General features: G+C 56.1%; 14 protein-coding genes. 8 read left to right on the top strand and 6 right to left on the bottom strand.

Annotation, left to right across the window (positions count from 1 at the left end; translation table 11 throughout):
• Nucleotides 1-31: 31 nt before the first annotated feature.
• Nucleotides 32-1,198 (bottom strand): AI-2E family transporter, encoded by a 1,167-nt coding sequence (locus KO499_RS05650; RefSeq protein ID WP_215982724.1) that lies wholly within the window; start codon nucleotides 1,196-1,198, stop codon nucleotides 32-34.
• 150 nt (nucleotides 1,199-1,348) lie between these two features.
• Between KO499_RS05650 and KO499_RS19965 the strand changes: the two genes are divergently transcribed.
• The 4 genes from KO499_RS19965 (at nucleotide 1,349) to trpC (ending at nucleotide 4,182) form a co-directional block, all read left to right on the top strand.
• Nucleotides 1,349-1,498, top strand: coding sequence for an AlpA family phage regulatory protein (locus KO499_RS19965; RefSeq protein WP_416240383.1), 150 nt, complete (start codon nucleotides 1,349-1,351; stop codon nucleotides 1,496-1,498).
• 69 nt (nucleotides 1,499-1,567) lie between these two features.
• Nucleotides 1,568-2,149 carry an aminodeoxychorismate/anthranilate synthase component II gene (locus tag KO499_RS05640; RefSeq protein ID WP_215982722.1) on the top strand — a complete coding sequence of 194 codons (582 nt, stop codon included), beginning with the start codon at nucleotides 1,568-1,570 and terminating at the stop codon, nucleotides 2,147-2,149.
• Between the two features lie 11 nt (nucleotides 2,150-2,160).
• Nucleotides 2,161-3,189, top strand: coding sequence for an anthranilate phosphoribosyltransferase (trpD, locus tag KO499_RS05635; protein ID WP_215982721.1), 1,029 nt, complete (start codon nucleotides 2,161-2,163; stop codon nucleotides 3,187-3,189).
• Between the two features lie 171 nt (nucleotides 3,190-3,360).
• Nucleotides 3,361-4,182 (top strand): indole-3-glycerol phosphate synthase TrpC, encoded by an 822-nt coding sequence (gene trpC, locus KO499_RS05630; RefSeq protein WP_215982720.1) that lies wholly within the window; start codon nucleotides 3,361-3,363, stop codon nucleotides 4,180-4,182.
• 13 nt (nucleotides 4,183-4,195) lie between these two features.
• On the opposite strand, the gene KO499_RS05625 is transcribed toward trpC, so the two are convergent.
• The 4 genes from KO499_RS05625 to KO499_RS05610 all read right to left on the bottom strand — a co-directional run bounded on the left by KO499_RS05625 (nucleotide 4,196) and on the right by KO499_RS05610 (nucleotide 7,432).
• Entirely contained in the window at nucleotides 4,196-4,813 is a 618-nt protein-coding gene (locus KO499_RS05625; RefSeq protein ID WP_215982719.1) for a DUF4202 domain-containing protein, read from the bottom strand.
• A 36-nt stretch (nucleotides 4,814-4,849) separates the two neighbouring features.
• Nucleotides 4,850-5,467 carry a glutathione S-transferase family protein gene (locus KO499_RS05620; protein WP_215982718.1) on the bottom strand — a complete coding sequence of 206 codons (618 nt, stop codon included), beginning with the start codon at nucleotides 5,465-5,467 and terminating at the stop codon, nucleotides 4,850-4,852.
• 89 nt (nucleotides 5,468-5,556) lie between these two features.
• The gene (locus KO499_RS05615; protein ID WP_215982717.1) at nucleotides 5,557-6,291 is read right to left on the bottom strand and encodes an alpha/beta fold hydrolase; all 735 of its coding nucleotides are present in this window, start codon (nucleotides 6,289-6,291) and stop codon (nucleotides 5,557-5,559) included.
• Nucleotides 6,292-6,331: 40 nt separating this feature from the next.
• Nucleotides 6,332-7,432 carry a M14 family zinc carboxypeptidase gene (locus KO499_RS05610; protein ID WP_215982716.1) on the bottom strand — a complete coding sequence of 367 codons (1,101 nt, stop codon included), beginning with the start codon at nucleotides 7,430-7,432 and terminating at the stop codon, nucleotides 6,332-6,334.
• Between the two features lie 283 nt (nucleotides 7,433-7,715).
• On the opposite strand from KO499_RS05610, the gene KO499_RS05605 reads away from it, so the two are divergent.
• The 4 genes from KO499_RS05605 (at nucleotide 7,716) to KO499_RS05590 (ending at nucleotide 11,808) form a co-directional block, all read left to right on the top strand.
• On the top strand, nucleotides 7,716-8,684 hold the full coding sequence (locus KO499_RS05605; protein ID WP_215982715.1) for an ABC transporter substrate-binding protein: 969 nt from the start codon (nucleotides 7,716-7,718) through the stop codon (nucleotides 8,682-8,684).
• A gap of 106 nt (nucleotides 8,685-8,790) precedes the next feature.
• Nucleotides 8,791-9,825 carry an ABC transporter permease gene (locus KO499_RS05600; RefSeq protein WP_215982714.1) on the top strand — a complete coding sequence of 345 codons (1,035 nt, stop codon included), beginning with the start codon at nucleotides 8,791-8,793 and terminating at the stop codon, nucleotides 9,823-9,825.
• An 11-nt stretch (nucleotides 9,826-9,836) separates the two neighbouring features.
• The gene (locus KO499_RS05595) at nucleotides 9,837-10,895 is read left to right on the top strand and encodes a betaine/proline/choline family ABC transporter ATP-binding protein (RefSeq protein WP_215982713.1); all 1,059 of its coding nucleotides are present in this window, start codon (nucleotides 9,837-9,839) and stop codon (nucleotides 10,893-10,895) included.
• Between the two features lie 82 nt (nucleotides 10,896-10,977).
• On the top strand, nucleotides 10,978-11,808 hold the full coding sequence (locus KO499_RS05590) for a substrate-binding periplasmic protein (RefSeq protein WP_215982712.1): 831 nt from the start codon (nucleotides 10,978-10,980) through the stop codon (nucleotides 11,806-11,808).
• On the opposite strand, the gene KO499_RS05585 is transcribed toward KO499_RS05590, so the two are convergent.
• Nucleotides 11,784-12,758, bottom strand: a complete 975-nt coding sequence (locus KO499_RS05585; protein ID WP_228339761.1) for an META domain-containing protein — start codon at nucleotides 12,756-12,758, stop codon at nucleotides 11,784-11,786. The genes KO499_RS05590 and KO499_RS05585 overlap by 25 nt on opposite strands.
• Between the last annotated feature and the right edge of the window lie 17 nt (nucleotides 12,759-12,775).

Raw genomic sequence — 12,775 nt, 5'->3', positions numbered from 1 at the left:
AGCCTTGCCCCTGGGACGTTCGTGTTGCGATTCACTTACCCAACAGCTCACCAACTGGCCGCAGGTTAACGACGTGGTCACAGAGCGTTTTGACAATCATCAGTATCGGAGTTGCCACGATCAGCCCGACCGGGCCCCACATCCAGCCCCAAAACAACAGGCCGATAAATATCGCCACAGGGTTCAGGCTTGAGACATAGCTGGTGAGAAATGGGGTCAGCAGGTTGCCTTGAATGCTGGTAATCAGAAGTGACACTGAGGCAACAATGATGGCCATCTCCATTTCACCAAATTGCAGCAATGCGTCGACGCCGGTGCCTGCAAGAACCAGAAATGGTCCCAGATAGGGCACGGCACTCGCCACGCCCGCAATCACTCCCCAGAATGCCGCCTGCTCCACCCCTAACGCCCAGAACGACAACCACGTCAGCAATCCGACAAACCCTGCACCAACCAGCATGACGAAAAGGAACCTGCGCACCTGCAGGTGAAACTCTTTCATTAGTCTGGCCGCTTTGCGCATACGCCGGAATGACGGCCCCGAAAGCCTGATCATTTTGCTTCGATAGAGCGATCCCGCTGACAGCAGGAAATACGTTAACAGAAGTACGGAGAAGACCTGGGAGATCAATACCAGCAACGTCGGTGAACTCTCAATGATATATTCCTGAACGTCCATTGGCTGTTCTATGATTTGCACCTGCCTTACGCCATTCATCGACGACTCGGCCCCCTCCCTGCCCTGCTCCGCTGTCGCTTTGATCTCTTTCGCAGCCGTCTGGGCCTTTGCCATAAGGCCCTCGTCCTCATCGACAGAACGGGCGTTTTGGTATTGGAGTTCTTCAATGGCACGAGGAATTTTATCAAGCATTTCCATTGCCTCCTGCTTCAGAGGAACGCTTGATGCAACCGAGATACCCAATAGAGCGAACAAAACAAATGCGGCGCCAAGAGATCTGGGCACCCGGAGACGTTGAAGCGCGGATACGATAGGCTCCAGTGTGTAGCTGAACAGTACAGAAACAACCAATGGCAGCAATACGGCCTGGGCCCAGTTGATAAAGTAGAGTGTGGCGATCACGGTTAAAACGACCAGAGCCATGCTGCGAATACTGATCGCCTCGATCAATGCGACCGTAGAGCGGTACCCGTTGAACTCCGGCTCGCGGCCAGTTTCACTCTTTTCTTGCTCTTCCATGGCTTCTGTGGCCCCTCGCTCTCGGAATGATCCGTTGCTGGAGAGAATGGCGCGCCCGGCAAACCGGTGACTTCAATAGCATCGGCACCAACCCCTCAATCTCCTCGCCCAGACTAAGCTGTCCGTATTCAGTGAACAATACTATCTCCAATGACCGATTTTTCAGAATTTCCCCGAGTGATGAGCAAGGTCGCATTACGCCAGTCGGCGATTTATGACAAAATCAACGTCAGTGATTTTCCTGTCCCTATGAAGTTGGGTCTGCGAATGCCGAAATCTGTTCTGGAAGAGATCAAGTGATGAAAAAGGCGGGTATGCAGGCAGCATCAGCGGAAACGTCCTATTCAATTGCAAAAGGTTGGCACTGATATGCTGCTAATGATCGATAACTACGATTCCTTTACCTATAACGTCGTGCAGTATCTGTCAGAGCTGGGCTCGGATGTGAAGGTCTACCGGAACGATGAAATCACCATCGAACAGATTGAGGCACAGAACCCGGAACGCCTTGTGATTTCTCCTGGTCCCTGCACCCCGAACGAGGCGGGCATTTCTACCGAGGTTATCCGACACTTTGCGGGCAAGCTGCCGATTCTGGGCATATGCCTGGGTCATCAGGCTATTGGACAGGTCTACGGCGGTGAGATTATCCGTGCCGGGCGTGTCATGCACGGCAAGGTCTCCCCGGTGTTCCACAGTGATACCGGCGTATTCCGGGGCCTGAGCAACCCACTGCAGGCAACCCGTTATCACAGCCTTGTCATCGACAAAACCACGTTGCCCGACTGCCTTGAAGTAACCGCCTGGACCCGTAACGACGACGGCTCTGTAGAAGAAATCATGGGAGTGCGGCACAAGACCTTGCCCATTGAAGGCGTGCAGTTCCATCCAGAATCTATTATGACGGAACAAGGTCACGAGCTACTGCGCAACTTTCTGAGAACACATTAAGAGGCCGACAAATGGACATGAAAGAAGCTCTCAACCGCATTGCGTCCAACCTGGACCTGTCCCGGGAAGAAATGAAAGACGTAATGGGTATCGTCATGAAAGGCGAAGCCACGGACGCACAGATCGGCGCGTTTCTCATGGGCTTGCGTCTGAAAAGCGAGACCATCGACGAGATTACCGGCGCCACCGAAGTGATGCGTGAGCTGGCCACCAAGGTTACCGTTGATGCCAGTCCTCTGGTAGACATTGTCGGCACCGGCGGAGATGGTGCGAACCTGTTTAACGTGTCGACAGCCGCCTCATTTGTCGTTGCGGCCGCCGGCGGTTTCGTCGCCAAGCATGGCAACCGGGCGGTGTCCTCCAAAAGCGGCAGTGCCGACCTCCTGGAAAAGCTGGGCATCAATCTCAGCATGAAACCCGAGGAAGTGGCTCGCTGTGTGGAAGAGATCGGTGTTGGCTTTATGTTCGCCCCGGCTCACCATGGCGCCATGAAACACGCCATCGGCCCGCGCAAGGAGCTCGGCTGCCGGACCATTTTCAATATCCTCGGCCCGATGACCAACCCGGCTGGCGTCAAGCGTCAGCTGGTAGGCGTATTTAACCGGGAACTGTGCCGCCCGATGGCCGAGGTGCTCCATCGCCTGGGGGCGGAGCACATTATGGTGGTCTGCTCAAAGGACGGCCTGGACGAGATCAGTCTGGCCAGCTCAACCCATGTCGCAGAGCTGAAGGACGGCGAGGTTACCGAATACGACATTGCTCCGGAAGACCTGGGTATCAATAGCCAGTCCCTGGTGGGATTGAGCGTTGAAACCGCTGAGGATTCACTGAAACTCATCCGGGCGGCCTTCGGTCGTGGTCACGATGACATGGCTGAAAAAGCCCGCGATCTCATTGCCCTGAATGCTGGCGCGGCAATCTACGTCGCCGGACTTGCAAGCAACGCCAAAGAAGGCGTTGATATGGCCCTCGACGCCATGGGCTCTGGCCTGGCGGCAGGCAAGATGTCAGAGCTGGCTGATTTTTCTCAGTGCTTTTGAGACTTTCGAACAGAAGGCAATAACCAAGCTCGACGGGACGGTGGCGTGGACCTTTCCGAAACTGTCGTCAGCCAAGGATGGCTGACGCCAAGCCCTACAGGGACGTATTCACGGGCGTGTTTTGGAAAGGTCCACGCCGCCGGCCCCTCCACCCAATTTGTTAGGCCGACAATGACTGACAGACATCTGGATAAAACACCGACGATTCTTCGGAAAATAGTTGATCGTAAGTGGCAAGAAATCGACGAGCGGAAACCCAAGGTTTCGCTCGCTGATCTGAAAGCAAAAGCCGGTGATCAAGCACCTGCTCGCGGTTTTGCCGGGGCCCTGCGGCAACGTATCGAACAGCAAACGCCGGCGGTTATCGCTGAGATCAAGAAAGCCTCACCAAGCAAGGGCATTCTGCGCGACCCGTTCGAGCCGGCGGTCATCGCCGAGAGTTACGAAAACGGCGGCGCAGCCTGCCTGTCCGTGCTCACCGATCGCGACTTCTTCCAGGGCCACGAAGACTACCTGGTCGCTGCCCGCAACGCCTGCAGCCTGCCGGTCATCCGCAAAGACTTCATGGTTGCGCCCTACCAGGTGTATGAAAGTCGCGCTATTGGCGCAGACTGCATTCTGCTGATCGCCGCCTGCCTTACGAAAGACCAGATGCAGGAGCTCGAAGGCATCGCCCATGAAATCGGCCTGGATGTTCTGGTGGAAGTGCACAACGGTGAGGAACTGGACGATGCGTTGACCCTGAAAACACCGTTGGTCGGCATCAACAACCGCAATTTACACAGCTTTGAAGTGTCTCTGGACACTACCTTTGATCTGCACGAGCGGATCTCTCGGGACCGGCTGACGATCACCGAAAGCGGCATCATGACGCGCAACGATGTAGAGGCCATGACCGGGCGCGGAATTTACGGGTTCCTGGTCGGTGAGTCTTTCATGCGCGCCGAGGAGCCAGGTGGGAAGTTGAGGGAGTTATTTTTCCCCAAAGGCTGACTCCCGGCTCCCATCAGGCCCCAGGCTCGGCCAGAGCCTCCTGCAATAGCTCCAACAAGTGTGCCGGCATACCTTCGGCCAGCTTTAATGCCGCCCCGTGTGCCCGGGGCGACATCTTGCCCCAGGTCCGGCGCACAATACGTAACCACTTCTCCCGGTCGTAGTCCGCTTTTTCTTCATAGAAATCCGCAAAATACCGCTCGAGAAAGACCATGCAGGCCACATCTTCCAGCAACTGGGTATCTTCATCCTGCCTCAGTTCCCGCTTGGTCAGGATGGTCTCTACCCGCTCACACTCCGCCGTCGGATAACCACAATCAGCCATGATTTCCGCAGCTCGCCTGCCATGCATCCGGCCACAGGCCTGACGCCACTGGTAATAGGCTTTTCTGCCCTCCGGATAGTCCTTCCTGGGCATGGTCCAGCGCTCTATGTGCTGGGCGCGACAGGCGATCTGCATGCGCTCCGAAGGTTGGGGGTCGAGCTCAAACAGCCAGCGGGTCATGTGCTGACTGTAGGCATACTCCTTGGGCAGAAGTTCCTCGCCAACTTGCTCCTGGTTCGGGTCGGCCTGATTCGCCTTATCGATAGCAGCCAGCGCGCATTGCAGGCCGGAATCCATTGTCGTCATTAACGTCTCTCTTGCAGTGTCGGGGTAGTCCGTGCCTCAGGCCTCGGCCGAAGGACGTGCCTTGATGCGATCATACCAGGCCTGCAGATTGGTGTGCTCAGGCTTTATCCGGATACCAACCACCCGGGCAAATGCCACTGTTGTGAAGGCGTTGATATCAGCAGCCGTGAAGCGGTCACAGCAGATGTATTCCTTACCCTCAAGCTGCTTGTTGAGAAAGTGCATAAACTTTTCCACGCTCTTGCCGCACTCCTCGCCCCACTCCTTGATTGGATTCATCCGATCCTTGAAATAACCGGTGGTATGCTGGAAGCACATCCCCGTCGGCATGAAAAAGAAGAGCTCGATCCAGCGCAGCCACTGTTCAAGCTGAGCTTTCTCCAGCGGCGTATCGCCCAGCAGGCTCGGAGCATCCGGATAGCTTTCTTCAAAGAAACGGCAGATCGCCATGGTTTCGGCAATGCAGGTACCGTCGTCCAGTTCCATCACCGGCACTTTCTTCATCGGATTGCGAGCCACATACTCAGGGGTCAAGTTTTCGCCTTTCTGCAGGTCAATCTCGACAAACTCCGCCTTGTCCAACAGCCCTTTTTCGGCCATGAACATGCGAACACGGCGTGGATTCGGTGCGGTCCTGGTTTCGAAGATTTTCATTATTATCGGCTCCGTTCCTTAAGAATGAGGGGTTGATCGTTCAGCAGAGAAGACTGACCGGAAAGAAGAGTTGCGTCAAGCAACCAACGCTATCGGGGCAACCAGGTGCGGATCTGGCGGATAATCCAGTCCGGATCATCCAGCGGAAGGTCGTGGCCAGCATCCGGGTGCAGCTTCATGGTCCATTGCCAGCGTTCCTCAAGAGCCGCACTGCAGCGCCAGTGAACAATGCGGTCGCCCCGGCTGGCCAGCACCAGAGCATCGGGCAGCGGACGACCATGGCCGGGTTTGTAACGCGCCGCAGCGGTTAACTGGGTTACCGCATTCCGCGGACTGACTGGTCGCTGTCGCTGGATGCTGTACCACTGTTTCGCCAGTGACAGAGGCACCTCACGGTTGGACGTTAGCCTGAGGATATCCCGCTCACGGTCAAATAGCTCCCGTCGGGTCAGCAGGCGTAAAATCCTGGGCCATGCCCCTGGACGCATACGCTGCCAGGGCGGACTGAATCCTGAGCTCGTGTTGATCAGAACCAGATTCTGAATCCGGCCTCCGGGGGCCTGCTGGGCCCAGTCCAGTGCAACCATACCGCCCATGGAAAGCGCAATAATACTGAACGGACCCGGTATATGGCTGACCCGCCCGGAGACCTTCTCCCGAATAGCTGCCACGCTCCCTGGACTGTCCTCCCGGTAGTGCACACCTGTGCCCGGCAGATCGACCATATGGAACTGATGATCCGGAAATGCCTCACGCAGTCGGGACGGAAAGCTTCCCCAGTGTGCATGTTCCCGCGTGAGCCCCCTCAACAGAATCCAGTGCATACGAACGTTCCGGTTGATGAATGCCCAGACCCACTGATCGTTAGTGAGAATCCCGATACCAGTGCATGATGGCCGCTTCCCTCAGCATGGACTCCGCTTCCTGTGCCGGCAACCAGTTTTCATGGCTTGCAGCGGCGTGAACCAGGAAATCCATCCAGGCCAGATGACTGCGCAATACCCGCTTGTGCCGGTGGGGAACCAGGGGATTGAAAAAACCGTCCAGTCTTAACAGCTGTCGCGGGCGCTTGCGGATCCACCGCCAGGATCCCATCTCCAGGGTAAGAGGCAGGAAAACGCCCGGATTTTCACGATTGACCCGTTTATAGAAGTAATCCCATAAATCACCATGCGTGAGATAGTGACGGGACTGGGGTTCAAACCGATAATCGTGGTTGGGGTACGCCTGCTCCCAGATCAGCTTCAGTGCCATAACGGAAGCGATACGCCTCATGGGTCTGCGCCGGTATGCGTAAGGAAACCAGATCTGATCCTGCATGCCGAATCCGGAATGGCAGTCCAGCGCTACACTGAACGGGCGCCCCGGCAGCAGTTCGTCGATCACCGCTTCCAGAGCCTGGTTTTCCGGCTCCATCTCCTGCTCAGAGTCTCCGGTATACCAGGGCAGACGCGGCGACAGCCGTTGGCCGCCAAGCAGAAAAGCGCTGCGGGCCTGAGCGGTAATGGGGGCGTTGCGCATCAGATCCACGCCATTGGGGTTGCTTCGCTGATTCAGGTACATTCCACCCGGATTGAGAATGGGCAGCAGAGTAATCCGCACGGTTTGCAATAATGCCGACAGAGGTTCGTCCCAGGCCATTCTGGCGAGCAGCGATTGTAGCCACGCCATCACCACCTGACTGCCTATACGCTCGAGCCCGTGCACGCCACCAACAATCAATACCGCCGGCACATCCGGGCGGGAAGAACCAATGTCTACACGGTAGACTGGCAGCGACAAATCTCTCATTTCCACCCGCTGAATCACCTTGGTGCTGACTTGCTCCGGGGCCTCAGCGAGCATGCGTTCGAGGGTGACCAGTTCGGGCAGGAACGTTCGCAGCAAACGACGTTGGCGTCCATCCCGGGCCGCTTGCTCACTGGAAATGATGGTATGGGGCGTCAGGTCACGCAATTCGGTCATAGCATTCTCCCTTGAGGGGTGCCGATTCTAACGACGAAATGCTACAACTTGTTGACGATAGCGCCCGGCAACATGTCTTCATGAAAGACGCATTTCAGATACGCCCTTGTAACTCGAGCAAGGATCGTTATCCTATTAAGTAGGTACTAACCGAGCCCCCATTGTTTTGTCATATCACGTTGGTGATCAGAAAATACCCCCTGACCCGATCTTTTCCGATCGAGGCTCCGTACTATCTAAAACACCCGTAAAAAAACACAACACAATTAAAGGAGAAGCGACTATGCGAAAGCTTACGTCTGCTGCACTGCTGTGCGCACTTTCCGTACCCGCCCTGGCCCAGGCTGAATGTGGTGAAGTTTCCATCACCGAAATGAACTGGGCATCAGCCTCGGTCGTTACCAACGTGGCCAAGTTTGTTATGGAGCAGGGCTACGGCTGCCAGGTCGCAGTGGTTCCTTCCGATACAGTGCCTGCGATCACCTCTGTTGCGGAGAATGGCGAGCCTGACATCGTTACCGAGCTCTGGCTCAACTCTACCGGCGAGGTATACAAGCGCCTTGAGGAAGAAGGCAAAGTAGAGCGCCTGGGCAAGGTACTCACGCCCGGTGGCGTTGAAGGTTGGTGGATTCCCACCTACGTCGTTGATAAGCACCCGGAACTGAAAACCATCGAAGGCATCATGGCCAACCCGGAACTGGTTGATGCCCGGTTCAACAACTGTCCCGATGGCTGGGGCTGCCGTATCGTTAACGACAACCTGATCAAGGCACTCGACCTGGAAGCCTCGGGCATTGAGGTATTCAACCACGGCTCCGGTGAAACCCTCGCATCTTCCATGGCATCGGCCGTGCAAAGTGAAGAGCCCTGGTTTGGCTACTACTGGGGCCCGACCGTGCCGCTCGGAAAGTTCGATATGACCCGCATTGATCTCGGCGAGTACAAGGAAGCGGCGCACACGGCGAACCAGAACCGGGACAACCCGGATCCCCAGGTATCCGACTTCCCGGCAGCACCGGTACTGACTTCGGTCACCACCGATTTCCGTGAGAGAGAGCCGGAAGTTGCCGACATGCTTAGCAAGATGACCTTCGAGACCGACACCATGAGTCAGGTTCTGGCCTGGAAGAGCGAAAACAACGCGTCCGCAGAAGAGGCCGCCGTCTACTTCCTGAGCAACAACACCGAAACCTGGAAGGAGTGGCTCAACGACTCCGCACAGAAGAAGCTCGCTTCCATTCTTGGAAACTGAGTCGAGCACCTCAGGTCAGGGCCGCCCTTTGGCCCTGACTTTTCCTCTTACCGATAACCGGATGTCCGTTAACCTGGCGGAGATACGCGCAGGAACCTGACAAACCATGGCTACCTACGATTTTGTTTTTTCATCCTTGGGCCTCGACGACTGGTGTGCCGAGGGCAAGAGCAACGCACCGATGTCCATGGCGCAGTTGTTGTCCAAATCCAAAGGTGAGGAAACCACCGATGTATCAATCTGGGAACTTCCGTTCCCGTCCATGGACGCGCTGAACAAAGCTTGTCCAGCCTTTCCGCAATCCAGAGAATTGACCAAGGGCCTCGAGGAAGGGTTCCTGGCTGTGAAGGACGGTCTGAGCGTGGTGCTCGACCCTGTCACACAACCTCTGAGCTGGGCTTTGGATGGCGCCCTTTATGCAATGCTCAGTGCCCCCTGGTGGATCATTATTCCGATCCTCATGGCGGTTGTGTTTCTCGTGAGCAAATCCTGGAAACTGGTGGCTTTCGTTGCGCTCAGCTTTAGTGGCCTGGCGTTTATTGATTACTACGAATACGCCATGCAGACGCTTGCGATCATTTTTGTTTGTGCCTTCCTGTGCGTGCTATTGGGCGTTCCGATCGGCATTGCCATGTCTCGAAGTGACAACTTGCAACGGGGGATGATACCGATCCTCGACATGCTCCAGACGTTGCCGCCCTTTGTGTATCTGATACCGCTGATCTTCCTGTTCAGTGTCACCGAATCCAAACTGTACGGCATTGCCATCATTCTGTACGCCATTGTGCCCGTTGTTCGACTGACCAACCTGGGTATCCGGCTGGTCGATAAAGACGTGATCGAAGCCGCAGATGCCTTCGGTATGACGGCCAGGCAAAAACTCTACAAGGTCCAGATTCCCCTGGCGTTGCCCAATATCATGGCGGGCGTTAACCAGACCATCATGATGAGTCTGGCCATGGTCGTGATTGCCTCGCTCGTGTCCGCCCCCGGGCTGGGGGTTCTGGTATTGCGCGGCATACGCAATCTTGAGCTGGGCGTCGGCCTGGTGTCCGGACTGGGCATTGTCATTCTCGCGGTCATTCTGGACCGGGTAACGAAAGCGTCACTGGCGCGCATCAATGCTGCGCAGAAGCAGTGAGGACCACAATCATGACAAAAAACGTCAAGATTTCGATAAAGAATCTGTACAAGATTTTCGGCCCAACCCCGGATGTCGGTCTCGAGTATGTCCGCAGGGGCATGGATAAAGCCGAGCTGCTGGAAAAACAGAACCATGTCCTGGGGCTCCGGGACATCAATGTTGACATGCAGGACGGCGAAATCACCGTCATCATGGGACTGTCCGGTTCCGGCAAATCGACGCTCATACGACACCTGAACCGTCTGATCGAGCCTACCGACGGCGAGATCCGTATCGATGGCGAAGACATCATGGGCTACAACGAGCAACAACTCAGAACACTCCGTCGTGAGCGGATGTCGATGGTGTTCCAGAAGTTTGCCTTGCTGCCCCACAAGACGGTGCTTGAAAACGCCGGCATGGCCAAGAACATCCGTGGCTACACCACATCAGATTTCGAGGCCGATGCCCGAAAATGGCTGGCACGGGTAGGACTGGAGGGTAATGAAAATCAGTATCCCCATGAATTGTCCGGTGGCATGCAACAGCGTGTGGGCATAGCCCGCGCCCTGGTCTCGGATGCACCGATCATGTTGATGGACGAGGCTTTCTCGGCACTGGATCCATTGATCCGTTCCGATATGCAGGACCTGCTGCTGGAACTGCAGGAAGAGCTTCAGAAAACCATTGTGTTCATCACCCACGACCTGGATGAAGCTCTGAAACTTGCGGATCATCTGGTCATTCTGAAAGACGGTGAAGTCGTTCAGCAGGGAGACCCTCAGGAGATTCTGCTCAATCCCGGCGATCCGTATATTGTCGACTTCATCAGCGACATCAATCGGGCACGGGTTCTCAGGGTTCGCTCCGTCATGGCTCAGCGGGACAACGGTGACACGAGCTTTGCAGGCGACATCTCCGAAAATGACAATCTGGAGTCGGTGTTGCTGAAGTCAGAGGGCGACATGACGTTACGTTTCCGCGTTGTGAGAGACGGTGAACACATTGGCACACTGCAGATGACGGACCTGGCCCGGGCACTTGTGCCGACTGCGGCCTCCACTGAAAGGAACAAAAACGCGGCCTAATGGCCGCCTGTCCATGACAATACCCGACACCAGGGTCTATGCTTGAGATAGAGCCGACTTCTCGGCATACCGGTCTATCAGCATGGCAAAAGCCCTGGTTCTTTCTGCTGTCCTTTTTCTTGCCGCCTGCCCGCAAGCAGAAGACCCTCGAACAGCCGTTCCAGAAACCGCAGTCAAGGCAACCAGGGGCGCTGAGGTGCCGACACCGACCCGCAAGAGCATTGTCCTCGCCGCAGACCCCTGGTGCCCTCACAATTGCGTGGCCGGCTCCGAACAAGAAGGTTACATGATCGACATCGCCAGGGAAGCATTCGCTCTGGCCGGTATCGAAACAGAGTACGTCAACATGAGCTGGGCACGAGCAGTTCAGCAGGCCCGGGACGGATACGTTGATGCCATTGTCGGAGCACTACCCGGCAATTCACCAGAGTTCATCTTTCCGGAACACGCCATCGGGTACTCTATCATTGCACTTTACGCCCAGCCGGACAGCAACTGGCACTACCAGGGAATTGATTCACTGAACCAGCTCACTTTGCTGGCGATCAACGGTTACGCCTACTCACCTGAGCTCGACGATTATATTACTCGTCACCGGAGCGATCCTGAACGGGTGTGGATTCTGTCCGGTCTCGCGCCTCTGAGCCGGGCTATCGAATTACTGCATCAAAGGCGTGCCGATGTTTTCCCGGAAGACCGCTTTGTCATGGAGCGGCAATTAACACTCGACCCGAGCCAGAACCTGAAAATGGTCGCGGTGATACACGAGTCCCCGCTGAAAATCGCTTTTTCATCGGCGGCCAGCGATTCGCCCGAACTGGCAGCGTATCTGTCTGACGGAATCAAAGCCCTGCAAAACACAGGACGAATCACAGAAATACTGGCGAGTTACGGACTGTCGTGGTCAGACTGAAACGCTCGCATCCTGCTGCCGTCCGGTGTCGACAGAAGCAACTGGCCCTGTTGCCCGATACGGGCTGACGTCACCTCGTCCAAGAGCGCAAGAAAACGTTCTTCCTGATGCATCAGCGCGGGCGCGCAGGCCATCCGGGTTGTTGCCAATGGGCCGATGTCGATGCCCTCTCCGCCGAGCTTATAAGTGCCGCTGTATCGATTACAGGTAGCCCTGCCGGCAATCCGGTTACCCTCAAGAAACTCGATGGTAATCCGCGAACTGTCAATGATGCCCTTGTCCGCAACATCTTCAACAACCCACTCAGCTCCTCGCAAGAGACGCTGACGGTCGCCCCCACACCCGGTGAACTCATCATTGCCGACCACCAGGCGCGCCTGAGCCGGGTATTGAACCCCGGACATACTGTCTTCGCACAGCTCGTGAGTCACCGTGAGCGTCATGGGCTGATCATCCAGCGTTGCCATGAATTCCCTGCCATTCCCGTTTGCTGTTGCCAGTTCAACCGGAACACGGCGGGTTCTCTCCGCTTCAAAGAGACGCGTAAGCAACAGCTCGTCCCCCTCAACCGTCGCGTGCCAGAAGGGCTCGTTGCCCTGTGCCTCGAACGGCATGCCCGGATCGCCAGGTTGCAGACATTCCGGGTAGTTCTGACCCTGTAGTGTCAGAGTTGCCTTTTCACCCTTGATCCAGAAACGGGTCTGATCATCGCCAGGGGCCACATACAAAGCCCCCGAGGCGCTGACTTCGGGCCTGAGCAAGACCTGTCGATCCAGATAATCCACACTGATCAGATCGCTGTCCTCATGGCCGGATACGGCTATATCAAGCTGTCCGCAAGCATAGCTGGCGGAAACCGGCGGGCTGGTTTCCGGTAGTGAGGTGCAGGCGGAGACGGCCAGACCTGCCGCAGTGACGACGGACAACACAGAAACTCGTCGTGAGTACATGATCAGTTCCCTTATAG

Source organism: Marinobacter sp. F3R08 (assembly GCF_018860425.1).
Taxonomy (GTDB): domain Bacteria; phylum Pseudomonadota; class Gammaproteobacteria; order Pseudomonadales; family Oleiphilaceae; genus Marinobacter.
The sequence above is the reverse complement of the archived record's forward strand: the minus strand, read 5'-3'. Positions and strand labels throughout refer to the sequence as shown.